This is a genomic window from Pseudomonas sp. m6p (assembly GCF_055760375.1).
Genome location: NZ_CM147084.1, coordinates 6,495,949 through 6,518,413 on the forward strand (window position 1 = coordinate 6,495,949; position 22,465 = coordinate 6,518,413).

General features: G+C 61.3%; 21 protein-coding genes. 15 read left to right on the forward strand and 6 right to left on the reverse strand.

The annotated features are described in order from the left end of the window. Window positions 1-40: 40 nt before the first annotated feature. Window positions 41-1,579, reverse strand: coding sequence for an HDOD domain-containing protein (locus ACYZUM_RS29605; RefSeq protein ID WP_108181504.1), 1,539 nt, complete (start codon window positions 1,577-1,579; stop codon window positions 41-43). Window positions 1,580-1,745: 166 nt separating this feature from the next. Here ACYZUM_RS29605 and motA point away from each other — a divergent pair, with 166 nt between their 5' ends. Together motA and motB are read left to right on the forward strand one after the other, a co-directional pair. Then, a complete protein-coding gene (gene motA / locus ACYZUM_RS29610) occupies window positions 1,746-2,597 on the forward strand; it encodes a flagellar motor stator protein MotA (protein WP_007952169.1) in 852 nt (283 codons plus the stop codon). 3 nt (window positions 2,598-2,600) lie between these two features. Further along, entirely contained in the window at window positions 2,601-3,677 is a 1,077-nt protein-coding gene (gene motB, locus ACYZUM_RS29615) for a flagellar motor protein MotB (protein WP_007967412.1), read from the forward strand. Between the two features lie 52 nt (window positions 3,678-3,729). Here motB and ACYZUM_RS29620 read toward each other — a convergent pair whose 3' ends face one another. The 4 genes from ACYZUM_RS29620 to rsgA all read right to left on the reverse strand — a co-directional run bounded on the left by ACYZUM_RS29620 (window position 3,730) and on the right by rsgA (window position 6,819). Then, on the reverse strand, window positions 3,730-4,215 hold the full coding sequence (locus tag ACYZUM_RS29620) for a toll/interleukin-1 receptor domain-containing protein (RefSeq protein ID WP_041065725.1): 486 nt from the start codon (window positions 4,213-4,215) through the stop codon (window positions 3,730-3,732). Further along, entirely contained in the window at window positions 4,215-5,174 is a 960-nt protein-coding gene (locus ACYZUM_RS29625; protein ID WP_108181505.1) for a caspase family protein, read from the reverse strand. The genes ACYZUM_RS29620 and ACYZUM_RS29625 overlap by 1 nt, the downstream gene beginning before the upstream one ends. Window positions 5,175-5,176: 2 nt before the next feature. Then, a complete protein-coding gene (locus ACYZUM_RS29630; protein WP_041065719.1) occupies window positions 5,177-5,584 on the reverse strand; it encodes a TIR domain-containing protein in 408 nt (135 codons plus the stop codon). A 203-nt stretch (window positions 5,585-5,787) separates the two neighbouring features. Further along, window positions 5,788-6,819: a small ribosomal subunit biogenesis GTPase RsgA gene (gene rsgA, locus ACYZUM_RS29635; protein WP_041065716.1), complete on the reverse strand. Its 1,032-nt coding sequence runs from the start codon at window positions 6,817-6,819 to the stop codon at window positions 5,788-5,790. Window positions 6,820-6,926: 107 nt separating this feature from the next. Between rsgA and orn the strand changes: the two genes are divergently transcribed. Further along, window positions 6,927-7,469, forward strand: coding sequence for an oligoribonuclease (gene orn, locus ACYZUM_RS29640; protein ID WP_003221098.1), 543 nt, complete (start codon window positions 6,927-6,929; stop codon window positions 7,467-7,469). A 118-nt stretch (window positions 7,470-7,587) separates the two neighbouring features. Next, window positions 7,588-8,199 carry a trimeric intracellular cation channel family protein gene (locus ACYZUM_RS29645; RefSeq protein ID WP_047290974.1) on the forward strand — a complete coding sequence of 204 codons (612 nt, stop codon included), beginning with the start codon at window positions 7,588-7,590 and terminating at the stop codon, window positions 8,197-8,199. A 91-nt stretch (window positions 8,200-8,290) separates the two neighbouring features. On the opposite strand, the gene queG is transcribed toward ACYZUM_RS29645, so the two are convergent. Continuing rightward, complete coding sequence (gene queG / locus ACYZUM_RS29650; RefSeq protein ID WP_108181506.1) at window positions 8,291-9,355, reverse strand: tRNA epoxyqueuosine(34) reductase QueG; 1,065 nt, start codon at window positions 9,353-9,355, stop codon at window positions 8,291-8,293. A gap of 63 nt (window positions 9,356-9,418) precedes the next feature. Between queG and ACYZUM_RS29655 the strand changes: the two genes are divergently transcribed. The 11 genes from ACYZUM_RS29655 to ACYZUM_RS29705 all read left to right on the forward strand — a co-directional run bounded on the left by ACYZUM_RS29655 (window position 9,419) and on the right by ACYZUM_RS29705 (window position 22,340). Further along, the gene (locus tag ACYZUM_RS29655) at window positions 9,419-10,918 is read left to right on the forward strand and encodes an NAD(P)H-hydrate dehydratase (protein WP_108181507.1); all 1,500 of its coding nucleotides are present in this window, start codon (window positions 9,419-9,421) and stop codon (window positions 10,916-10,918) included. Next, on the forward strand, window positions 10,906-11,376 hold the full coding sequence (gene tsaE / locus ACYZUM_RS29660; protein ID WP_108181508.1) for a tRNA (adenosine(37)-N6)-threonylcarbamoyltransferase complex ATPase subunit type 1 TsaE: 471 nt from the start codon (window positions 10,906-10,908) through the stop codon (window positions 11,374-11,376). The genes ACYZUM_RS29655 and tsaE overlap by 13 nt, the downstream gene beginning before the upstream one ends. 51 nt (window positions 11,377-11,427) lie before the next feature. Beyond that, a complete protein-coding gene (locus tag ACYZUM_RS29665; RefSeq protein ID WP_373557748.1) occupies window positions 11,428-12,807 on the forward strand; it encodes an N-acetylmuramoyl-L-alanine amidase in 1,380 nt (459 codons plus the stop codon). A gap of 5 nt (window positions 12,808-12,812) precedes the next feature. After that, window positions 12,813-14,714 carry a DNA mismatch repair endonuclease MutL gene (gene mutL / locus ACYZUM_RS29670; RefSeq protein WP_186448485.1) on the forward strand — a complete coding sequence of 634 codons (1,902 nt, stop codon included), beginning with the start codon at window positions 12,813-12,815 and terminating at the stop codon, window positions 14,712-14,714. Further along, window positions 14,714-15,685 carry a tRNA (adenosine(37)-N6)-dimethylallyltransferase MiaA gene (gene miaA, locus ACYZUM_RS29675; RefSeq protein WP_108181510.1) on the forward strand — a complete coding sequence of 324 codons (972 nt, stop codon included), beginning with the start codon at window positions 14,714-14,716 and terminating at the stop codon, window positions 15,683-15,685. Before mutL ends, miaA begins: the two co-directional genes overlap by 1 nt. 94 nt (window positions 15,686-15,779) lie before the next feature. Then, window positions 15,780-16,040: an RNA chaperone Hfq gene (hfq, locus tag ACYZUM_RS29680; RefSeq protein ID WP_003221112.1), complete on the forward strand. Its 261-nt coding sequence runs from the start codon at window positions 15,780-15,782 to the stop codon at window positions 16,038-16,040. Between the two features lie 12 nt (window positions 16,041-16,052). Beyond that, window positions 16,053-17,354 carry a ribosome rescue GTPase HflX gene (gene hflX / locus ACYZUM_RS29685; RefSeq protein WP_003221114.1) on the forward strand — a complete coding sequence of 434 codons (1,302 nt, stop codon included), beginning with the start codon at window positions 16,053-16,055 and terminating at the stop codon, window positions 17,352-17,354. Between the two features lie 96 nt (window positions 17,355-17,450). Next, on the forward strand, window positions 17,451-18,626 hold the full coding sequence (gene hflK, locus ACYZUM_RS29690) for an FtsH protease activity modulator HflK (protein WP_041065698.1): 1,176 nt from the start codon (window positions 17,451-17,453) through the stop codon (window positions 18,624-18,626). Next, the gene (gene hflC, locus ACYZUM_RS29695) at window positions 18,626-19,495 is read left to right on the forward strand and encodes a protease modulator HflC (protein ID WP_041065696.1); all 870 of its coding nucleotides are present in this window, start codon (window positions 18,626-18,628) and stop codon (window positions 19,493-19,495) included. Before hflK ends, hflC begins: the two co-directional genes overlap by 1 nt. Before the next feature lie 313 nt (window positions 19,496-19,808). Beyond that, on the forward strand, window positions 19,809-20,996 hold the full coding sequence (locus tag ACYZUM_RS29700; protein ID WP_108181511.1) for an ATP phosphoribosyltransferase regulatory subunit: 1,188 nt from the start codon (window positions 19,809-19,811) through the stop codon (window positions 20,994-20,996). Window positions 20,997-21,050: 54 nt separating this feature from the next. Beyond that, window positions 21,051-22,340, forward strand: a complete 1,290-nt coding sequence (locus ACYZUM_RS29705; protein WP_085711159.1) for an adenylosuccinate synthase — start codon at window positions 21,051-21,053, stop codon at window positions 22,338-22,340. Window positions 22,341-22,465 lie beyond the last annotated feature (125 nt).

Consider the following 22,465-nt stretch of genomic DNA (forward strand, 5'->3'; position numbering starts at 1 on the left):
GAGGTCTCCAGAGCACAAAGGGGGGGATTGTAGCGCAGCCTCATCGGCCACGGCTGCTAAAGCTGTGCAGGGCTTTCTCGATGCATTGTGCAGTTTTGCCGAATGCCTGAACGGTGATGTCGGCGAACGGCCCGCCGCCCTGATCGGCCACGACGATCATGATCACCCGGCCGTTATTGACCAGTGAGCGCAGGAACAGGTGCTCGCCACGGAACAGCGAACGCAGGCCCGGCGGCAACAATGCGGAAAACTGTGCGTTGTTCTCGGGGTTGATCCGTACTTGTGCCTGCTGCGCGAGTAACCGTTGCAGGACTTTGCTCTGACTGACGACAAAATTCAGCGCGGCGGCTTCCTTCGGCAAACCGAAGGTCTGGTGTACGCGCAGATTGGACTGCGTGCGGTCGGCCATCAGAATCATCACCCGACGCATGCCGCTGGCGACCAGCGCATCGCGCGCGGCGACGGTCAGGCTCATGGCATTGGTGAAGCGGCTCGGCTCGGCCAGCAGTTCGGCGCATTGCCGGCGCCATTGCGTCAGGTCCTCGGCACTCGGCGCGGCCGCTGGCAGCATCCCGGCCGGCAAACGATGGGTACCCCACGGCCACAATAATGAAACGGCCGGGTGCCACAGATCGGGCATGGCATGCTGGCGCGCACTGTTGGCGGCTTGCTGGTGCAACTGCTGCTGCACTTCATCCATCGAGATTTGCAGATAAAGGCTGGTCAGGTACTGCCAGCGCTCGCTGTGCGGACTGTCCCAGGCCTGTTGCGCCGACAGCGCCAGACCGTTGGCCAGCAATACGGTGTTGGCCGGTTGATTGAGCCAGCGGCGCAAAGTCGGATCGTCATCGAGGCGATTCTGCTGGCGCAGCGGATGCTCGCTGTCGCGGGCGATACGCAGCACTTTCACCAGTTCGCGCTGTTCGCTGAGCAGCAGTTTATAGCCTTGCTGCACCCAGATCGGCAGGTGCCAGACCTGTACCAGTGACTCGGCGATCTTCAGCAGGCGTACGCCAAACAGTTGCTTCTCGACCACCAGCGCCGATTCGCCCTTGTGGATCACCCGCAGCTCCCACTCTTCGAGCAACTCGGGAAACGTCAGCGCCAGCGGCCATAATGGCGACAGAAACAACAGGCTGCCCCAATGAATGTCCTGCCACAGGCGCGCGAGGCGACTGGCAAAAAAACCGTTGGCCTGTTGTGTGGCGTGCTGGCTGATCATTTGCAGTTGGCGCAGGGCTTTGGGGATTTGCATCTGCGGTTCGACCGGCAGGCGCGCGAGCAATTCTTCGGTACGCGCCAGGCCCAGGCGGTTGATCGCCACCTCGAGATTTTCCGCCGCAGCGGCCAGGGTGCCGTGGGTGTGACGATTCGCCTCACGGATGATGCTCAAGGCCAGTGCCGGGCTGTCCTGCATCAGGTCGGCGATGTCGCGCAGCGAACTGCGGTTGTCACGGATCGCGCGGCACACCTTGTCGTGAGCCTCTTGCGGCACGGGCAGCCGGACGCTGTCGAGCAGCTTGACCCAGCCTTCGAGGGTGGTCGGTTTTACGTGTGGGACGTTCGTTTCATTAGCCATGTCTGGACGGGATCTTCACTGACTGTAGACGCGCCCGGCATGGGCTAAATTGGCTTTTCGCCTGAACTGGCTATAGTCTGGCGCAGTTTTGCCGATAAGTAGAAGAAGAGATTTTTTAACTTCCGAATATGACCTTGAACCCGACTTAAGTAAGTACTTTCTACCTATGGCTAAAATTATCGGCATCATCGTCGTATTCGCGAGCGTGCTCGGCGGATACGTGCTCTCCCACGGCAAAATTGCCGCCCTGATCCAGCCCTTCGAGGTGATGATCATCGGTGGTGCGGCCCTCGGTGCATTCCTCCAGGCCAACCCCGGTTACATGACGATGCACGTGCTCAAGAAATCCCTGAGCATGTTCAGTTCGCGCTTCAGCCACACGTTCTATCTGGAAGTGCTGGGCCTGATCTACGAGATCCTCAACAAGAGCCGCCGCGAAGGCATGATGGCCATCGAAGGCGACATCGAAGACGCCGCTGCGAGCCCGATCTTCGCCAAGTACCCGGCCGTGCTCAAAGACGAGCGCATGACCGCGTTCATCTGCGATTACCTGCGCATCATGTCCTCCGGCAACATGGCTCCGCATGAGCTGGAAGGCCTGTTCGACATGGAGCTCTACAGCCTCAAGGAAGACCTTGAGCACCCGTCCCATGCGGTGAACGGCATCGCCGACGCCATGCCCGGTTTCGGTATCGTCGCGGCGGTACTGGGTATCGTGGTGACCATGGCGTCCCTGGGCGAAGGCGATCAGAAATCCATCGGTCTGCACGTGGGTGCGGCGCTGGTCGGTACCTTCTTCGGTATTCTCGCGGCCTACGGCTTCTTCGGCCCGTTGGCGCATTCCCTGGCGCACGATGCCAAGGAAGAGCTGAACGTCTATGAAGCCATCAAGGCTTCGCTGGTGGCGTCGGCTTCCGGCATGCCGCCATCGCTGGCGGTGGAGTTCGGGCGCAAGGTTCTGTACCCGGCGCACCGTCCAAGCTTCGCCGAGCTGGAACAAGCCGTTCGCGGTCGCTAAGCCATGGAAAATAATCAGCCGATAATCATCAAGCGCGTCAAGCGCATAGCCGGTGGGCACCACGGCGGGGCGTGGAAAATCGCCTTCGCCGACTTCGCCACGGCGATGATGGCGTTCTTCCTGGTGTTGTGGCTGCTGTCCACCGCAACCCCGGAGCAAAAGATCGCCATCGCCGGTTACTTCAAGGATCCGGTCGGCTTCTCCGAAAGCGGCACGCCGTACATCATCGATCTGGGCGGCACACCGACCCTGGCGCCGGAAAACACTCTCAACCCTGAAGTGAAATCGCAGCCGCAACCGGACAAGGTCACGGTCGACACCGAGCAGGTCGAAGGCATGGCCGAGCAGGTCGAGAAAGAACGCCTGGAACTGTTGCTGCAGGAACTGCAGAACAAGGTCGACGAGAACCCGCAGCTGCAGAAGTTCAAGGATCAGATCCTGTTCGAGATCACCCCGAACGGCCTGCGCATCCAGATCATGGACGCCGAAAACCGGCCGATGTTCGACTCGGGTTCGGCACGTCTGAAGCCGTACTTCGAAGACATCCTGCTGGCCATGGCCGACACCATCAAAGCGGTGCCGAACAAGATCAGCATCAGCGGTCACACCGATGCCAAGCCGTACACCGGCACCGGTGATTTCGGTAACTGGGAGCTCTCGGCCAACCGTGCCAACGCCGCGCGGCGTGCGCTGGTGGCCGGCAGCTATCCGGATTCGCAGGTGGCGCGGGTCGTCGGTTATGCCTCCTCGGCGCTGTTCGACAAGGAGAACCCGTTCAACCCGGTCAACCGCCGCATCGACATCGTGGTCCTGACCAAAAAAGCGCAAGCGGCCATCGAAGGCTCGCAAGGTGCCGACGCAGCCAAGCCTGCGGCCGAAGGTCAGAACGGCGCCGCTCCGGCGACGCCGGTCGATCCGAACGCGTTGCCGGCAGACCAGCAACCGGTGCCGGCCCACGAGTTGCGCGAACGCTTGAACCTGTTCGACGACGCCGCACCGAAACCGGCCGCACCGGGGGCTGCAGCGCCAGCGCCAACAGCTCCGCCAGCCGCTGCACCGGCTCCTGCGCCGAAGCAGTGACCGACAAAAAAGCCGACAGTGATGTCGGCTTTTTTGTGGCTGTTGATCGGCTTCAGAAACCGCGCCGAATCCGGTTTTTCAGTTGTTCATGGAACAGATCGGCGTTGCGCTTATAGGTGCCGCTGAAGGACTCGTTGCTCGAATCCAGCGTCATCGAGCGCTTGCTCGACACTTCTTCACGATAGGCATCGATGAAGAAATTCAGATCACTGGCTGTGCTCAGCTTCGGCCACTTGTCCAGATACTCCGGCAACCGCGCGGGCCCGGTGCGGAACGAGCAGATCCGTCGGTTGCTGATGGTCGCTTCGCCGATTTCGAACGGCACCCACCACGACAGTGCGGTTTTCTCCGAAACCACCGCCAGCAGGTGTGTGCATTCGGTGATGTTGCGGGTGATCACCCCGGTGATGTCGTCGGTGGTCTGCGATTCCGGGTCGAGTACGTCGAGGTAGGTCTTGATGTTGGCCTGCATCAATTGGGCATTGATCGCCATGGCTTGCGGACGATCGATGTGGCGGTAGCTGATGAATACGGGCATCAGAAGTGTCCTTTTATGGCGAGTTCGCGGTAATAGGCGCCGAGCGCCGTGAGGCGGCAGCCGGTGGAGTGAAGCGCGGCGTAGTACATGTGTTCGGCATCCACCGGTTCGATCAGGCTGTGGCGGTTGCACATTTGCAGTTGCTTGAAGATGTCGCCGTGCTCGGGGTCGAACAGCGCTTCGGTGGGCTCGTAGCTGGGATCGAGCCGGAAGACGAAACTTGGCTCGGGGAACCAGTCCTTGAGTTTGCGCAGGGTTTCCTCGGCAATCAGCGGCGCGACTTCGCGCAGCGGCACGAACTGCGAGACATTGGTCTTGAACACCGGACGCTGTTCCCAGGCGCCCAGCGCATTGTCGACAAACGAATAAACGCTACCGGGGGTGACTTTGCCGAGTACGTTGGCAGCGCCACCGTGCAGCGCTTGCAGCAACAGATCCGTGAAGACGCCATGACCGCGACTCTCCACAGCGTACTGTTCTTTTTTGCAGGCCGTGAGAATGGTCACGCCTTCGCCGATCACACTGCTGCCGCCACGCAGATTACGCACGGCGCCTGCTGCGCCGGCCTGGCAGCAATCGAGAATGATGATTTTGTTCTTGATGTGCGGGGCCTTGTCCGCCCACTCCAGAATGTCACTGATGCGGATCCCGTCTCCGCCAGGCTGATAGTCCTGGGGAATCAGGAGTCCTTCGTCGATGCTGGTGTCGAACTGACCATGGCCGGCGAAGTACAGCAGTGCCACGTCACAGTCGCCTGAGAACAGGCTCTGGATCTGCTGTTTCATGTGGTTGAGCGTGAGTTTTTCTTCGGCTGAAGTCAGCACTTTGCTGCTGAAGTTCGGTCGCCCGTTGGCGTGACGCTCCAGCACCGACGCCATGGCCATGGCGTCGTTGCTACAGCCGCTCAAGGGCGAGACGTGGTCGTAGTGGTTGATGCCGATAAACAGTCCTTTGCGCATGGTTACACCGCCGTGTGCAGACGAATCGCACTGACGATGCTGTTGGTGTTCCACGCGCACTCGGCGTGAGCCGCCTCACGCACGACAGTGGAAATGCGCTCGGCGCCGAACGGCTTGATCGCGATGATCACTTTGCCCATGCGTTTGGCGATCTCGATTTCCTTGTTGATCCACTTGCTGTAAGTCGAATACATCCCGGCCATGATCAGCACCGCCGAGCACGGACGAATCTTGTTTTCGATGGCTTCTTCAAGCTGCTTGTCGGTCTGCGCGCCCATGATCGGGTTGTGCGGCGGCACGGAAAAATTCTTGAAACTGAAATCCGGTCTGGCGCCGAGCAGGCGTACCAGATTGTCGTGGGCGTGGGCGTAGTTCCACGAATGGCTGATGAACAAATGGTAGGTCTGCATGGGGTTCCTCGAAGGTGCGAAGGAGGACCCCAATCTAGGCATCTGACGCGGGCCTACAAGGGCTGGGCGGTGAAAGAGAAATGTCCTGCAAACAGGTGCGGGCGGGTCCGTCAGAAGAGTCTGACGTTTAACGGAATCGGGGATTTGTCAGGCGTGGTCCGACATCCGGCAGCCCTCGGGCGAGAGGCTGCCGGTGCAGATGTTTAGTAGCCGTTTTCCGGCAGGCTGGCGATGATCGAGCGGTAGCTGTTCATCCGCTGCTGCTGCACGCGGCCGTCTTCCAGGGCCTTGAGCAGTGCGCAACCGGGTTCGCGATCGTGTTTGCAGTCGCGGAAGCGGCAGGTGCCGAGCAGGTCGTTGAACTCGATGAAACCGGCTTCGACGTCGGCGCGGCTGACGTGGCCCAGGCCGAATTCACGGATACCCGGGGAGTCGATCAGCTCGCCGCCGCCCGGGAAGTGGAACAGGCGTGCGGTGGTCGTGGTGTGCGTGCCCTGACCGGACAGCTCCGACAACGGGCCGACACGGGTTTCGACTTCCGGCAGCAGGCTGTTGACCAGCGACGACTTGCCGACGCCGGACTGGCCGACGAACACGCTGATGCGCCCGTCGAGCTGCTTCTGCAACTGTTCCATGCCATTGCCGTGATGCGCCGAGACTTCCAGCACCGGATAACCCAGCGTGCGGTACACCGCCAGCAGGGCATTGAGCGCCGGGGCGTTTTGCTCGTCGATCAGGTCGAATTTGTTCAGCAGCAGCAACGGGCGGATGCCGGCGTGTTCAGCGGCCACCAGGTAGCGGTCGATCAGGTTGGCATGCGGCTCGGGCAGTGGCGCGAAGACAATGACGATCATGTCGACGTTGGCAGCGACCGGCTTGAGCTGGCCACGACTGTCCGGGCGGCAGAGTTCGGTGGTGCGCGGCAGTTGTGCGACGATCACGCCGATGCCCTGGTTGCCGGCGCGCCAGACCACCCGATCACCGGTCACCAGCGCCGGCAGGTTGGCGCGCAGGTGGCAACGGAATACCTGACCGGCCAGATCGCCGTCCACAGCCTCGACCTCGACCTGCACCCCGAAGTGGGCGATCACCAGACCGTGTTGCTCAGGCCCCAGATCGCCGCCCTCGAGGGCTTCGACCGCCGAGGACTCGCGTTTGGCGGCGCGGGCGGCGCGCTCGCCCTGAATCTTTTCGATGCGCCAGTTTTGACGACGATTGAGTTGGCGTTTGGCCATGGGTGTTCCGTCTGAAGAATGCAGCGATTAGGTAAAACGGCCGCGAGTTTAGCACGCCCGGGCACCGGCCTAGGCTAAACTGCGCAGCATTGCCTAGGAGCCCGAATATGCAAAACCCGCAGAACCTGATCTGGATCGACCTGGAAATGACCGGTCTGGATCCGGAAAACGACGTCATCATCGAAATGGCCACCATCGTCACCGACAGTGACCTGAACACCCTGGCCGAAGGCCCGGTGATCGCCATTCACCACAGTGACGAAGTGCTCGCCCGCATGGACGAGTGGAACACCCGCACCCACGGCAACTCGGGCCTGACCCAGCGCGTACGCGACAGCCGCATCAGCATGGCCGAAGCCGAGGCCGAGACCATCGCCTTCCTGGAAAAGTGGGTGCCAAAAGGCAAGTCGCCGATCTGCGGCAACAGCATCTGCCAGGATCGGCGCTTCCTTTATACCCACATGAAGGCGCTGGAAAGCTACTTCCACTACCGCAACCTCGATGTGTCGACGCTCAAAGAGCTGGCCGCACGCTGGGCACCGGACGTGCGCGACAGCTTCAAGAAGGGCAGCACGCACCTGGCACTGGACGACATCCGCGAATCGATCGCCGAGCTGCAGCACTACCGCAAGCATTTCATCAAGTTCTGATGTCGTCCCTGTAGGAGCAGCCTGCGGCAGCTCCTACAGAGGATTGTCGTGATCGCGCCCCCTTCTGGTGCGGCCCCGAAATGGCTAGACTGCGCGCCTTCCTGCCAGGACCGCCACCATGTTGCTGATGCTCTATCTGATCGCCATTACCGCCGAAGCCATGACCGGCGCGCTGTCTGCCGGGCGGCGCGGCATGGACTGGTTCGGGGTGGTGCTGATCGCCTGCGTCACGGCGCTGGGTGGCGGTTCGGTGCGTGATGTGTTGCTCGGGCACTATCCGCTGACGTGGGTCAAGCATCCGGAATACTTGGTGCTGACTTCGGCCGCTGCAATGCTCACCGTATTCACCGCCCGTTGGATGCGTCACCTGCGCTCACTGTTTCTGGTGCTCGACGCGGTCGGCCTGGTGGCGTTCACCCTGATTGGCTGCATGACTGCGCTGGAAATGGGCCACGGCATGCTGGTGGCCTCGGTCAGCGGCGTGATCACCGGCGTCTTCGGCGGCATCCTGCGCGACATTTTCTGCAACGACATCCCGCTGATCTTCCGCCGCGAACTGTACGCCAGCGTCTCGTTCGCCGCCGCGTGGTGCTACATGCTCTGCCTGTACCTGAATGTACCAAGCGAGCAGGCGATCCTGATCACGTTGTTCGGCGGTTTTCTGCTGCGGTTGCTGGCCATCCGTTTCCACTGGGAAATGCCCAAGTTCGTCTATAACGACGAGCATTAATGCATTCCCCTGTAGGAGCTGCCGCAGGCTGCGATCTTTTGATCTTGTCTTTTAAATATCAAAGTCAAAAGATCGCAGCCTGCGGCAGCTCCTACAATTGACCGTGTTGTTTCAGCGCCCACTCAACATGCTCACGCACCAGCTCTGATGGGTAGTCACGGCGCGCCTTCAAGGCTTCCAGTACCGGAATGCTCGATGGCGCGTTGCCCAGGCCGACCGCCAGATTGCGCAGCCAGCGCTCGTAACCGGCGCGGCGCAGCGGTGAGCCTTCGGTGCTGCTGAGAAATTTGTCCTCGTCCCACATGAACAGCTCCGCCAGTTCGGCGTTGTCCAGGTTGTGCCGTGGCTTGAAATCGCTTTCCCCGGATGGGCGGGCGAAGCGGTTCCACGGGCAGACGATCTGGCAGTCGTCGCAGCCGAACACCCGATTGCCGATCAGCGGGCGCAGGTCTTCGGGGATGGCGTTTTTCAGTTCGATGGTCAGGTACGAGATGCAGCGCCGGGCGTCCAGCACATAGGGGCCGACGAAAGCATTGGTCGGGCAGATGTCCAGGCACGCGGTACAGCGCCCGCAATGTTCGCTGCTGTGCGGTTCGTCCACGGGCAGCGGCAGATCGACAAACAGTTCACTCAAGAAGAAATAGCTGCCGGCCTTGCGGTTCAGCACGAGCGTATTTTTACCGATCCAGCCCAGCCCGGCCTGCTCGGCGATGGCTTTTTCCAGCACCGGGGCGCTGTCGACGAAGGCACGGAAACCGAACGGGCCGATCTGCGACTGAATCTTGTCGGCCAATTGCTGCACACGTTTACGGATCAATTTGTGGTAATCGCGGCCCAAGGCATAACGCGAAACGTAAGCTTTCTCCGGTTGCGCCAGCATTTGTGCCATTTGCGTGTCGCCGGGCAGGTAGTCCATGCGCAGCGAAACTATACGCAACGTGCCGGGAACCAGTTCCTCCGGATGCGAGCGTTTGCTGCCGTGGGCGCCCATGTAATCCATTTCGCCGTGGTAGCCGGCGGCGAGCCAGCGCTGCAGATGCTGCTCATGCTCGGCCAGGTCCAGACCGCTGATGCCGACTTGCTGGAAGCCCAGCTCGCGGCCCCAATCCTTGATCGATTGGGCGAGGGCGGGCAGATCTGTGGTGATGGCGGACATGAGGCGAGAGAAACCGGAGCTGAGGTGCGTATAATTCTGCCAGACATCGGAGCCCGAAGACGCATGCCGCACACGAAAGATGAATTACCCGACGCGCTGTATGGCGCCGCGCAGGTGCGAGCACTCGATGCGCGGCTGATCGCTGCGGGTACGCCGGGCTTCGAATTGATGCAGCGCGCCGCTCATGCGACCTGGCGCGCATTGGTGCGACAGTGGCCTGCGGCGAATCAAATGACTGTGCTTGCCGGGCATGGCAACAACGCCGGTGATGGTTTTCTGATCGCCGCGCTGGCGCACCGTGCCGGGTGGGCGGTGCGGGTGCTGGCCGTCGGTGATCCGCAACGCTTGCAGGGCGACGCGGCGCAGGCTTATGCGCAGGCCATCAACGATGGTGTCGCCGTGCAGGGCTGGACTGCGCACAGCGAGCTGCTTGGGGTGATTGTCGATGCCTTGCTCGGCACCGGGCTGACCGGCGATGTGCGCGAGCCGTATGTCGCCGCGATCAAGGCAATCAATGCCAGTGGCCTGCCGGTGGTGGCGGTGGATATTCCTTCCGGACTGTCTGCCGATACCGGGCATGTTCTCGGCGTTGCGGTTCGCGCCGACCTTACCGTGACCTTTATCGGCTTGAAGCTCGGCCTGTTCACCGGTGATGCGGCGGATCAGGTCGGGGCGTTGGTGTTTAACGATCTGCAAGCTGCTGCCGACGTCTACCGTGACGTTCCTGCCAGCGCTGTGCGTCTCGTGACGGCTAATCTTCCGCGACTGGCTGCGCGTGCGCCCGCTGCGCATAAAGGGCGCTTCGGGCATTTGCTGTTGATCGGCGGCGATCAGGGGTTTGGCGGGGCGATTCTGCTCAGCTCCGAAACAGCCCTGCGCAGCGGCGCCGGGATGGTGTCGCTGGCAACCCGACCGGAACATGTCCCGGCAGCGCTGACGCGGATGCCGGAAGTCATGGCGCTCGGCACGTCGTCGGCCAATCAGTTGATGGGTCTACTGGAGAAGGTTTCGGTGCTGGTGGTAGGCCCGGGTCTCGGCCAAGCGAGCTGGGGCCGGGCGCTGTTGTCCGCCGCCGCCAATGCGCAGTTGCCGCAGGTATGGGACGCCGACGCGTTGAATCTGCTGGCAAGCGGTTTTGTCAGCCTGCCCAATAATTGCGTGATCACTCCGCATCCCGGCGAGGCGGCGCGCCTGCTGGGAATCGATACCGCCCAGGTGCAGGCAGACCGCCCGGCCGCCGCGCGGGCGTTGAGCAAAAAATATTCGGCCGTCGTCGTGCTCAAAGGCGCCGGCAGCCTCATCGCCCATCCCGATGGGCGTCTGGCGCTGTGTCATCAAGGCCATCCGGCCATGGCCACCGCTGGTCTGGGCGATGTACTCGCCGGGTTGATCGGGGCGCTGCTGGCGCAGGGCATGGACGGCTACGATGCCGCGTGCCTCGCAGTCTGGCTGCACGCCAATGCCGGCGCGCAGCAAGGTAAATTCGGCCGTGGGCTGGCGGCCAGTGATCTGATTCCAGTCATTCGTCAGTTGTTGGAGGAGCATGCACCGTGTCTGAAGTAACCCTGTACCTGGCCGATGAACAGGCCATGAGCGACTTTGGCGCACGGATCGCCCGCGTTACCCGGGGCCACGGCCTGATTTTTCTCGAAGGCAACCTGGGCATGGGCAAAACCACGCTGTCGCGGGGCATCATTCGCGGGCTGGGGCATGTCGGCGCGGTGAAAAGTCCGACCTTTACCCTGGTCGAGCCCTACGAGATCGGCGATGTGCGCGCCTTCCACTTCGACCTGTATCGTTTGGTCGATCCAGAGGAGCTGGAGTTTCTCGGCATCCGCGACTATTTCGAAGACGACGCCCTGTGCCTGATCGAGTGGCCCGATAAAGGTGCAGGCTTTTTGCCAAAGCCTGACCTGACCATTACCATTAGCCCGCAAGACAGCGGGCGTTCGCTGAAAATGTTATCCCAGGGCTCGCGTGGCGAGGCCTGGTGTGCCGCTTTGGCATTGGAATCCAATTAAATGATGGGGTTAGGTATGCGCTTTCGCGCGTTGGTGGCTGCCGTTGGACTGATGTTGATGGCAGTGACCGTCAACGCTGTGGCCGAGACAAAGGTCAACAGCGTGCGCCTGTGGCGGGCGCCGGACAACACGCGACTGGTCTTCGACCTGAGCGGCCCGGTGCAGCACAGCGTCTTCACCCTGACCGCACCGGATCGGCTGGTGATCGACATCAACGGCGCTACCCTGGGTGCGCCGCTGAAAGTCTCGACCGCCAACACGCCAATCACCGCGATGCGTTCGGCCCAGCGTACGCCGACCGACCTGCGGGTGGTCATCGACCTGAAAAAAGCCGTCACCCCGAAAAGCTTCTCGCTGGCGCCGAACGCGCAATACGGTAACCGTCTGGTGGTCGACCTGTTCGACAACCCGGCCGATGCGGCGCCGCCGCCAGCTCCGACGCCATCGGTCGCCACCGTGCCGGCAGTGCCGGTGACACCGTCGGAACCGGCGATCAAACTGCCACCGGCCCCGGCCGGCAAGCGCGACATCATTGTGGTGATCGACGCCGGCCACGGCGGCGAAGACCCGGGTGCGTCCGGCTCGCGCGGCCAGCGTGAGAAAGACGTGGTGCTGCAGATCGCCCGCGAACTGCAGCGTCAGGTCAACGGCATGAAAGGCTTCCGCGCCGAACTGACCCGGACCGGCGACTACTTCATCCCGTTGCGCGGCCGTACCGAAATCGCCCGCAAGAAGGGTGCCGATCTGTTTGTTTCGATCCATGCTGACGCCGCGCCATCTGCAGCAGCCTTCGGTGCCTCGGTGTTTGCCCTGTCCGATCGCGGCGCGACATCGGAGACTGCCCGTTGGCTGGCCGACAGCGAAAACCGTTCCGACCTGATCGGCGGTGCCGGCAACGTCAGCCTCGACGACAAGGACCGCATGCTCGCCGGTGTGTTGCTCGACCTGTCGATGACCGCGTCGCTGACGTCCAGCCTCAACGTCGGTCAGAAAGTCCTGACCAACATTGGCCGCGTGACCCCGCTGCACAAGCAGCGCGTGGAGCAGGCCGGCTTCATGGTGCTGAAGTCGCCGGACATCCCGTCGATCCTCGTCGAAACCGGATTCATCTCCAACGCCAACGAAGCGAACAAACTCTCGGCATCGAGCCACCAGCAGGCGCTGGCGCGCTCGATCAGCAGCGGCGTGCGCCAGTTCTTCCAGCAGAACCCGCCACCGGGCACCTACATTGCCTGGCTGCGTGACTCCGGCAAGATCGCCCAAGGCCCGCGTGATCACCGCGTAAGCCCGGGCGAAACGCTGGCGATGATTGCGGTGCGTTATCAGGTATCCCCCGCGACGCTGCGTAGCGCCAACAACCTCAGCAGCGATGAGCTGAAGGTCGGTCAGCACCTGACCATCCCTGGCACCGAACTGGCGTCCAAAGAATGAACCAGGTGTTGAACGCCGCACGCATCGAACTGCTCAGCCCGCGGCTGGCGAACCAGATCGCCGCCGGTGAGGTGGTCGAGCGCCCGGCTTCGGTGATCAAGGAATTGCTGGAAAACAGTCTCGACTCCGGTGCCAAGCGCATCGACGTCGATGTCGAGCAGGGCGGCGTCAAGTTGCTGCGGGTGCGTGACGACGGCAGCGGCATTTCCGCCGACGACCTGCCGCTGGCGCTGGCCCGTCACGCCACCAGCAAGATTCGCAACCTCGAAGATCTGGAGCAGGTGATGAGCCTGGGCTTCCGTGGTGAGGCACTGGCGTCGATCAGCTCCGTGGCGCGCCTGACCCTGACCTCGCGCACCCGCGATGCCGATCAGGCCTGGCAGGTTGAAACCGAAGGTCGCGACATGGCGCCTCGGGTGCAGCCGGCGGCGCATCCGGTCGGTACCTCGGTGGAAGTGCGCGACCTGTTCTTCAACACGCCGGCGCGGCGCAAGTTTCTCAAGACCGAAAAAACCGAATTCGATCACCTGCAAGAAGTGATCAAACGTCTGGCGCTGGCGCGTTTCGACGTCGCCTTCCATCTGCGCCACAACGGCAAGACCATCCTCAGCCTGCACGAGGCCCACGATGATGCGGCCCGCGCCCGGCGGGTGGCGGCGATTTGTGGTTCGGGCTTTTTGGAGCAGGCGCTGCCGATCGAGATCGAGCGCAACGGCTTGCACCTGTGGGGCTGGGTCGGGTTGCCGACCTTCAACCGCAGCCAGGCGGACTTGCAGTATTTCTTTGTGAATGGCCGTGCGGTGCGCGACAAACTGGTGGCCCACGCGGTGCGTCAGGCTTATCGCGATGTGCTGTTCAACGGTCGTCATCCGACGTTTGCGCTGTTTTTCGAGGTTGATCCGGCGGCGGTGGACGTCAACGTGCACCCGACCAAACACGAAGTGCGCTTCCGTGACGGGCGCATGGTGCATGACTTCCTTTACGGCACGCTGCACCGTGCGCTGGGCGATGTGCGTCCCGAGGATCAATTGGCCGGCTCCGTGACGACCGCTGTCGTTCGGCCAACGGGCATCGAGGCCGGCGAGTTCGGCCCGCAGGGCGAAATGCGTCTGGCAGCCAATGCGCTGCTCGAGCAACCGCAGGCGCAACCGGCGTTCAACACGTCTTCGGGTGCCAGCGCTGGCGGCGCTTATCAGTATCAGTACACGCCACGTCCGCAGTCGGCGATGCCGCCGGCCGCCGAGGCTCAAGCCGCTTACCGCGAGTTCTTCGCACCGTTGCCGGAAGCGAATGCCAACGCACTGCCGGCCGGTCAGGAAGATATTCCGCCGCTCGGTTACGCACTGGCGCAGCTCAAGGGCATCTACATCCTGTCCGAGAACGCCCAGGGTCTGGTGTTGGTGGATATGCATGCCGCGCACGAACGGATCATGTACGAACGCCTGAAGATCGCCATGGCCAGCGAAGGTCTCAGCGGTCAGCCGCTGCTGGTGCCGGAGTCGCTGGCGGTCAGTCAGCGTGAAGCCGATTGTGCTGAAGAACACGCTGCATGGTTCCAGAAGCTGGGCTTCGAGCTGCAGCGTCTGGGCCCGGAAACGTTGGCGATCCGCCAGATTCCGGCGCTGCTCAAGCAGGCCGAGGCTAACCGGCTGGTGGGCGATGTACTGTCGGACCTGATGGAATACGGCACCAGCGACCGGATTCAGGCACACCTGAACGAACTGCTCGGCACCATGGCCTGCCACGGTGCGATCCGCGCCAACCGGCGCCTGGCCCTGCCAGAAATGAACGGCCTGCTGCGCGACATGGAAAACACCGAGCGCAGCGGTCAATGCAACCATGGCCGACCGACCTGGACCCAACTGGGCCTGGACGATCTGGACAAACTGTTCCTGCGCGGTCGTTGATGAGCCAGCTTCCTCCAGCGATTTTCCTGATGGGCCCGACCGCTGCGGGCAAGACCGACCTGGCCATCGAGCTGACCAAGGTCCTGCCGTGCGAGCTGATCAGCGTCGACTCGGCGCTGGTCTATCGCGGCATGGACATCGGCACCGCCAAGCCTTCCAAAGAATTGCTGGCCGAGTTTCCGCACCGGCTGATCGACATTCTCGACCCGGCTGAAGCCTATTCGGCTGCGGATTTCCGTCGCGATGCCCTGCAAGCCATGGCCGAGATCACCGCGCGCGGGAAAATTCCGCTGCTGGTCGGCGGCACCATGCTCTATTACAAGGCGTTGGTTGAAGGCCTGGCGGACATGCCGGCGGCGGATCCCGAAGTCCGCGCACAGATCGAAGAAGAGGCTGCGCGCCTTGGCTGGCAAGCCCTGCACGAGCAACTGGCGATCATCGATCCGGTGTCGGCGGCACGCATTCACCCGAACGATCCGCAGCGCCTGAGTCGGGCGCTGGAGGTTTATCGGGTCAGTGGCCAGAGCATGACCGCCCTGCGTCAGCAACAATCTGCGCAAAGTACTGAAGCAGCCGCTTCGGGACGGCAACAATTGCCCTATACTGTCGCGAACTTGGCGATTGCTCCGGCAAATCGCCAGGTACTGCACGAACGCATTAAACAAAGATTCACAAATATGCTGGAACAGGGATTCATCGACGAGGTCGTAGCCCTGCGTAAAAGAAGTGACCTGCATGCCGGGTTGCCGTCTATACGTGCGGTAGGCTACCGCCAAGTCTGGGACTACCTGGATGGCAAGCTGTCGTTAGCTGATATGCAGGAACGCGGCATCATTGCCACGCGTCAATTGGCCAAGCGCCAGTTCACCTGGCTGCGCAGCTGGGAAGAACTGCACTGGCTGGACAGTCTTGATTGCGACAATCTGCCACGCGCCTTGAAATACCTTGGGACCATCTCCATATTGAGCTGAGTCCTTGCAATTGCCGTCTATCCTTGGGGGTGTGGCGGCCAAAGCCATCTGAATTACCTATTTTTATTATTGAATCCTTAAAGGAGTGCGGCACATGTCAAAAGGGCATTCGCTACAAGACCCTTACTTGAATACTTTACGTAAAGAGAAAGTTGGGGTTTCCATCTACCTGGTCAACGGTATCAAACTGCAAGGCACGATCGAGTCCTTCGACCAGTTCGTTATCCTGCTGAAAAACACCGTCAGCCAGATGGTTTACAAACACGCTATCTCGACAGTCGTGCCAGTACGTCCAATTCGTCTGCCTAGCGCAACCGAATCCGATGCAGGTGACGCTGAGCCAGGTAACGCCTGATAGGAGTCTCCTTTGTTCTTTGAGCGCCACGGTGGTGGTGAGCGAGTCATCCTCGTTCACTTGGAAGGTCAGGACCCTGAGGCGCGCGAAGATCCGCAGGAGTTTCAGGAATTGGCTAATTCGGCGGGCGCCGAGACCGTTGCGTTTTTTAACGTACCGCGTCATCGGCCAACCGCCAAATTCCTGATTGGCAGCGGCAAGGTCGAAGAATTACGCGACCTGGTCCATGCCGAGAAGGCCGATCTGGTGATTTTCAATCACATTCTCACGCCCAGTCAGGAACGTAACCTCGAACGTGTTTTCGAGTGTCGCGTGATCGACCGTACCGGCCTGATTCTCGATATCTTTGCCCAGCGCGCGCGTACCCATGAAGGCAAGCTCCAGGTCGAACTGGCCCAGCTTGATCACATGAGCACCCGTCTGGTTCGCGGCTGGACTCACCTTGAGCGTCAGGGTGGCGGTATCGGCATGCGCGGCCCGGGTGAAACCCAGCTCGAAACCGACCGGCGTCTGCTGCGGGTACGTCTGCGTCAGATCAAGGGTCGTCTGGAAAAAGTGCGCAGCCAGCGCGAGCAATCGCGACGTGGCCGCTCCCGTGCGGATATCCCTACCGTGTCTCTGGTGGGCTATACCAACGCCGGCAAATCCACGCTGTTCAATAACGTGACCAAATCCGAGGTGTACGCGGCCGACCAGTTGTTCGCCACGTTGGACCCGACCCTGCGCCGTCTGGAACTGGACGACCTGGGGCCGATTGTTCTCGCGGACACGGTAGGGTTCATTCGGCACTTGCCGCACAAGCTGGTCGAGGCATTTCGGTCTACGCTCGAAGAGTCGAGCAACTCCGACCTACTGTTGCACGTGATCGACGCGGCCGAGCCGGATCGCATGTTGCAGATCGAGCAGGTGATGGTGGTGCTGGGCGAGATCGGGGCGCAGGACTTGCCGATCCTCGAGGTATACAACAAACTCGATTTGCTTGAAGGCGTTGAGCCACAGATCCAGCGCGATGCCGATGGCAAGCCACAGCGGGTCTGGCTGTCGGCGCGTGATGGCACGGGTCTGGAATTGCTTGAGCAAGCCATTGCCGAGTTGCTGGGCAGTGATTTGTTTGTGGGGACATTGCGCTTGCCGCAACGGTTCGCTCGACTGCGTGCGCAGTTCTTCGAACTCGGCGCGGTACAGAAAGAAGAACACGACGAAGAAGGCATCTGCCTGCTGGCCGTTCGTTTGCCCCGGGTCGAGTTGAATCGACTGGTAAGCCGCGAAGGATTGCAGCCGATGGAATTCATCGAGCAACACACTTTGCAATAAAAGCCTGGCAAAGCGGTTGTGCCGCAACGGCAGGCATTCTGTAGCATTGGTCGGCGCGCCGTGGGTGCGTCTTTGCTTTATCAGATGGAGAGCGCTATGGCTTGGAATGAGCCGGGTGGCAACTCGAATAATCAGGATCCTTGGGGTGGCAAGCGCCGCAATAACGGCGACCGCAAGGGGCCACCGGATCTCGACGAGGCCTTCCGAAAGCTGCAGGAAAGCCTGAACGGGTTGTTCGGTGGTGGTAAGAAACGCGGTGGTGACGACGGCGGTGGTTCGGGCAGGAGTGGTGGCGGCTTCGGCGGTCTGCTCGGCATCGGCCTCGTCGTGCTGGCGGCTGTCTGGCTGTACAGCGCGGTCTATGTGGTCGACGAGCAGGAGCAAGCCGTGGTGCTGCGCTTCGGCAAGTACTACGAGACTGTCGGCCCCGGCCTGAACATCTACTTCCCGCCGATCGACAAGAAGTACATGGAGAACGTCACGCGTGAGCGTGCCTACACCAAGCAGGGCCAGATGCTGACCGAAGACGAAAACATCGTCGAAGTGCCGCTGACCGTGCAGTACAAGATCAGCAACCTGCAGGATTTCGTGCTGAACGTCGATCAGCCGGAAATCAGCCTGCAGCATGCGACCGACAGTGCTCTGCGCCACGTGGTGGGTTCGACCGCCATGGACCAGGTGCTGACCGAAGGTCGTGAACTGATGGCCAGCGAAATCAAGGAGCGTCTGCAACGTTTCCTCGATACCTATCGCACCGGTATCACCGTCACTCAGGTCAACGTACAGAGCGCAGCGGCACCGCGCGAAGTGCAGGAAGCCTTTGACGACGTGATCCGCGCCCGGGAAGACGAGCAGCGTTCGCGCAACCAGGCGGAAACCTACGCCAACGGCGTCGTGCCGGAAGCCCGTGGTCAGGCCCAGCGTATCCTCGAGGATGCCAACGGTTACCGTGACGAAACGGTCTCGCGCGCCAAGGGTGAGGCAGACCGCTTTACCAAACTGGTCGCGGAATATCGCAAGGCCCCTGAAGTCACCCGCCAGCGTCTGTACCTGGACACCATGCAGGAAGTCTTCAGCAACACCAGCAAGGTACTCGTGACCGGCAACAAGAACGGCCAGAGCAACCTGCTTTACCTGCCGTTGGACAAGATGATCCAGAACAGTTCGGGCAGCAATGCACCGGTGACCGGTTCGGCCGCCGCCAGCAACAACACGGACGTCGCGCCGCATGTCACTGACCTGCCGCAGACACGTACAAGGGAGAGCCGCTGATGAGCAATAAATCGCTGATCGCCCTGATCGTTGGCGTTGTCGTGGTGCTGGTGGGCTGGAACTGCTTCTACATCGTCGCTCAGACCGAGCGTGCGGTGCTGCTGCAATTCGGTCGTGTGGTTCAGGCTGATGTTCAGCCGGGCCTGCATGTGAAAGTGCCTTACGTTAACCAGGTGCGTAAATTCGACGCACGTCTGATGACGCTGGATGCACCGACACAGCGCTTCCTGACCCTGGAAAAGAAAGCCGTGATGGTCGATGCCTACGCCAAGTGGCGCGTGAAAGATGCCGAGCGCTTCTACACCGCGACTTCCGGCCTCAAGCAAATCGCCGACGAGCGTCTGTCCCGTCGTCTGGAATCCGGTCTGCGTGACCAGTTCGGCAAACGCACCCTGCACGAAGTGGTGTCGGGTGAGCGTGATGCGCTGATGGCTGACATCACCGCGTCGCTGAACAAGATGGCGGAAAAAGAGCTGGGTATCGAAGTCGTCGATGTCCGGGTCAAGGCCATCGATCTGCCGAAAGAAGTGAACCGCAGCGTGTTCGAGCGCATGAGCACCGAGCGTGAGCGTGAAGCTCGCGAGCACCGCGCCAAGGGTAACGAGCTGGCCGAAGGCATCCGTGCCGACGCCGATCGTCAACGCCGCGTGCTGTTGGCTGAGGCCTATCGTGAATCCGAAGAGATTCGCGGTGACGGCGATGCCCAGGCTGCTGCGATCTACTCCAAGGCCTACGGTCAGGATCAGGAGTTCTACGGTTTCTACCGTAGCCTGCGTGCCTACCGTGACAGCTTCGCGAACAAATCCGACGTCATGGTTCTCGACCCAAGCAGCGACTTCTTCCGTTACCTGGAAAAGTCCAAGCCTTGATACGACGTTGACCTGAATCATTCCGCCCGGCGGCTAAAACCTCGGGCGGGGTGATCCTTTGGGAAAACGTGTGTATGATGCGGCAGCCGGGAAATTCCCGGCTTTTTTGCGTCTGCACGTTTGATTGCTGTTTTTTGTTGCAGGCATCGGGTTGAATGGCCCGAGCGTTTTTCGAGGAAAGTGATGGGCGAAGCCGGTAACAGGCCTTTCGCCGCGTCGTTCATGCGCGTGCGTTTTGAACGGTTTGGTCATTTTCTGCTTCACTCAAGGCTCGCCCGCAGGCTGGCCGCCCGGATCAAAGGGGAATGGCGTAATGGCAACGGTAGACCGCTGGCTGCTGCCAGATGGCATCGAAGAAGTACTGCCACCGGAAGCGGCGCGCATTGAAGTCGCGCGTCGTCAGGTGTTGGATCTGTTCCAGAGCTGGGGTTACGAGTTTGTCGTGACTCCCCATATCGAGTACCTGGAATCCCTGCTGACCGGTGCGGGCCAGGACCTGGATCTGCGTACCTTCAAGGTCATCGACCCGCAGTCGGGTCGGCAGATGGGATTCCGTGCCGACATCACGCCGCAAGTGGCGCGTATCGATGCGCACACCCTGCGTCGCGAAGGCCCGAGCCGTCTGTGCTACGCCGGCAGCGTGCTGCATGCCCAGCCGCGTGCACTGTCGTCCTCGCGCAGCCCGATCCAGTTGGGTGCCGAGTTGTACGGCGATGCCAGCCCGAGCAGCGACGTGGAAGTCATCAGCCTGATGCTGGCCATGCTGCAACTGGCCGATGTGCCGGATGTGCACATGGACCTTGGCCATGTCGGCATCTACCGTGGTCTGGCGCGTGCCGCCGGTCTGTCCGGTGAGGTTGAGCAGCAGTTGTTCGATGCGTTGCAACGCAAGGCCATCGACGAGGTCATTAGCTTGACCGAAGGCCTGCCGGCCGATCTGTCCGGCATGCTGCGGGCACTGGTCGATCTGTGTGGTGGCCGTGAAGTATTGAGCGCTGCCCGTGAGCGTCTGGCCAATGCGCCAGCGCCAGTGCTGGCGGCGCTGGAAGATTTGCTGGAGATCGCCGAGCGTCTGGCGACGCGTTTCCCGGATCTGCCGCTGTACTTCGATCTGGGCGAGCTGCGTGGCTACCACTACCACACCGGTGTGGTGTTCGCGGTGTTTGTCCCGGGCGTGGGTCAGTCCATCGCTCAGGGCGGTCGTTACGACGACATCGGCGCCGACTTCGGTCGTGCCCGTCCGGCGACCGGCTTCTCTACCGATTTGAAAACCCTGGTGACCCTGGGGCGTGCTGAGATCGAGCTACCGTCTGGCGGTATCTGGATGCCTGACAGTACGGATGCGGCACTCTGGCAGCAGGTTTGCCAGTTGCGCAGTGAGGGTCAGCGTGTCGTTCAGGCGTTGCCTGGACAACCTTTGGCCGCCGCCCGTGATGCGGACTGCGACCGGCAATTGATTCAGCAGAACGGGCTTTGGCAAGTATCGCCACTGGCTTCTTGAGTTTTCCTGCCGGCCATCGCCGGCACCAAGTTTGCGCGAATGAGGACAAGTGTTATGGGTAAGAATGTCGTAGTCCTGGGCACCCAATGGGGTGATGAGGGCAAAGGCAAGATCGTTGATCTGCTGACCGAACATGCTGCCGCCGTAGTGCGCTACCAAGGTGGCCACAACGCTGGCCACACCCTGGTGATCGACGGCGAAAAAACCGTCTTGCACCTGATCCCGTCGGGCGTGCTGCGCGAAGGCGTGCAGTGCCTGATCGGCAACGGCGTGGTGGTTGCACCTGACGCCCTGCTGCGTGAGATCACCAAGCTGGAAGAGAAAGGCGTACCGGTGCGCGAGCGTCTGCGTATCAGCCCGTCCTGCCCGCTGATCCTGTCCTTCCACGTGGCGCTGGACCAGGCCCGTGAAAAAGCCCGTGGCGAGCTGAAGATCGGTACCACCGGTCGCGGCATCGGCCCGGCTTACGAAGACAAGGTTGCACGCCGTGGCCTGCGCGTCGGCGACCTGCTGAACATGCCGCGTTTCGAAGACAAGCTGCGTGAACTGGTGGATTACCACAACTTCATGCTGGTGGGTTACTACAAAGAGCCGGCCATCGAATTCGAAAAGACCCTGGCCGAGTGCAAGGAATACGCCGAGCTGCTCAAGCCGCTGATGCTCGACGTGACTGCCGAGCTGCACGACCTGCGTCGCGCCGGCAAAGACATCATGTTCGAAGGTGCTCAGGGTTCGCTGCTCGACATCGACCACGGTACCTACCCGTACGTGACCAGTTCCAACACCACCGCCGGTGGCGTGGCGACCGGTTCGGGCGTTGGCCCGATGTTCCTCGACTACATCCTGGGCATTACCAAGGCTTACACCACTCGCGTCGGTTCGGGTCCATTCCCGACTGAGCTGTTCGACGAAGTGGGCGCGCACCTGGCCAAGCAAGGTCACGAGTTCGGTGCGACCACCGGCCGTGCTCGTCGTTGCGGCTGGTTCGACGCCGTTATCCTGCGTCGCGCCATCGATGTGAACAGCATCTCGGGCATCTGCCTGACCAAGCTGGACGTCCTCGATGGTCTGGAAACCATCAACATCTGCACCGGCTACAAGGACGCGCAAGGCAATGCCGTGGCGCCGACCGACGCTGACAGCTACGTGGGCCTGCAGCCTGTGTACGAAGAAGTGCCGGGCTGGACCGAATCGACCGTGGGTGCCAAAACCCTGGAAGAGCTGCCAGCTAACGCTCGTGCCTACATCAAACGCGTTGAAGAGTTGATCGGCGCGCCGATCGACATTATTTCGACGGGCCCGGATCGCAACGAAACCATCGTTCTGCGTCATCCGTTCGCTTGATAAGTCGTTGATGTAAAAAACAAAGGCCCCTTAATCGGGGCCTTTGTCGTTTATGCCTGTTGGACGGCATGACCTTTGCTGTAAATCTTCCTACAAGAGTGCCATCAAATTAATGGCGTCAGACG

Excerpts from the sequence above, each read along its gene's own strand:
- orn (WP_003221098.1), top strand. The coding sequence starts at position 6,927 with ATGCAAAACCCGCAGAACCTGATCTGGATCGACCTGGAAATGACCGGT.
- ACYZUM_RS29605 (WP_108181504.1), bottom strand. The coding sequence starts at position 1,579 with ATGGCTAATGAAACGAACGTCCCACACGTAAAACCGACCACCCTCGAA.
- ACYZUM_RS29620 (WP_041065725.1), bottom strand. The coding sequence starts at position 4,215 with ATGCCCGTATTCATCAGCTACCGCCACATCGATCGTCCGCAAGCCATG.
- hfq (WP_003221112.1), top strand. The coding sequence starts at position 15,780 with ATGTCAAAAGGGCATTCGCTACAAGACCCTTACTTGAATACTTTACGT.
- queG (WP_108181506.1), bottom strand. The coding sequence starts at position 9,355 with ATGTCCGCCATCACCACAGATCTGCCCGCCCTCGCCCAATCGATCAAG.
- miaA (WP_108181510.1), top strand. The coding sequence starts at position 14,714 with ATGAGCCAGCTTCCTCCAGCGATTTTCCTGATGGGCCCGACCGCTGCG.
- hflC (WP_041065696.1), top strand. The coding sequence starts at position 18,626 with ATGAGCAATAAATCGCTGATCGCCCTGATCGTTGGCGTTGTCGTGGTG.
- ACYZUM_RS29655 (WP_108181507.1), top strand. The coding sequence starts at position 9,419 with ATGCCGCACACGAAAGATGAATTACCCGACGCGCTGTATGGCGCCGCG.
- motA (WP_007952169.1), top strand. The coding sequence starts at position 1,746 with ATGGCTAAAATTATCGGCATCATCGTCGTATTCGCGAGCGTGCTCGGC.
- ACYZUM_RS29645 (WP_047290974.1), top strand. The coding sequence starts at position 7,588 with ATGTTGCTGATGCTCTATCTGATCGCCATTACCGCCGAAGCCATGACC.
- ACYZUM_RS29625 (WP_108181505.1), bottom strand. The coding sequence starts at position 5,174 with ATGCGCAAAGGACTGTTTATCGGCATCAACCACTACGACCACGTCTCG.
- motB (WP_007967412.1), top strand. The coding sequence starts at position 2,601 with ATGGAAAATAATCAGCCGATAATCATCAAGCGCGTCAAGCGCATAGCC.
- hflK (WP_041065698.1), top strand. The coding sequence starts at position 17,451 with ATGGCTTGGAATGAGCCGGGTGGCAACTCGAATAATCAGGATCCTTGG.
- rsgA (WP_041065716.1), bottom strand. The coding sequence starts at position 6,819 with ATGGCCAAACGCCAACTCAATCGTCGTCAAAACTGGCGCATCGAAAAG.
- ACYZUM_RS29630 (WP_041065719.1), bottom strand. The coding sequence starts at position 5,584 with ATGCAGACCTACCATTTGTTCATCAGCCATTCGTGGAACTACGCCCAC.
- ACYZUM_RS29700 (WP_108181511.1), top strand. The coding sequence starts at position 19,809 with ATGGCAACGGTAGACCGCTGGCTGCTGCCAGATGGCATCGAAGAAGTA.
- ACYZUM_RS29665 (WP_373557748.1), top strand. The coding sequence starts at position 11,428 with ATGTTGATGGCAGTGACCGTCAACGCTGTGGCCGAGACAAAGGTCAAC.
- ACYZUM_RS29705 (WP_085711159.1), top strand. The coding sequence starts at position 21,051 with ATGGGTAAGAATGTCGTAGTCCTGGGCACCCAATGGGGTGATGAGGGC.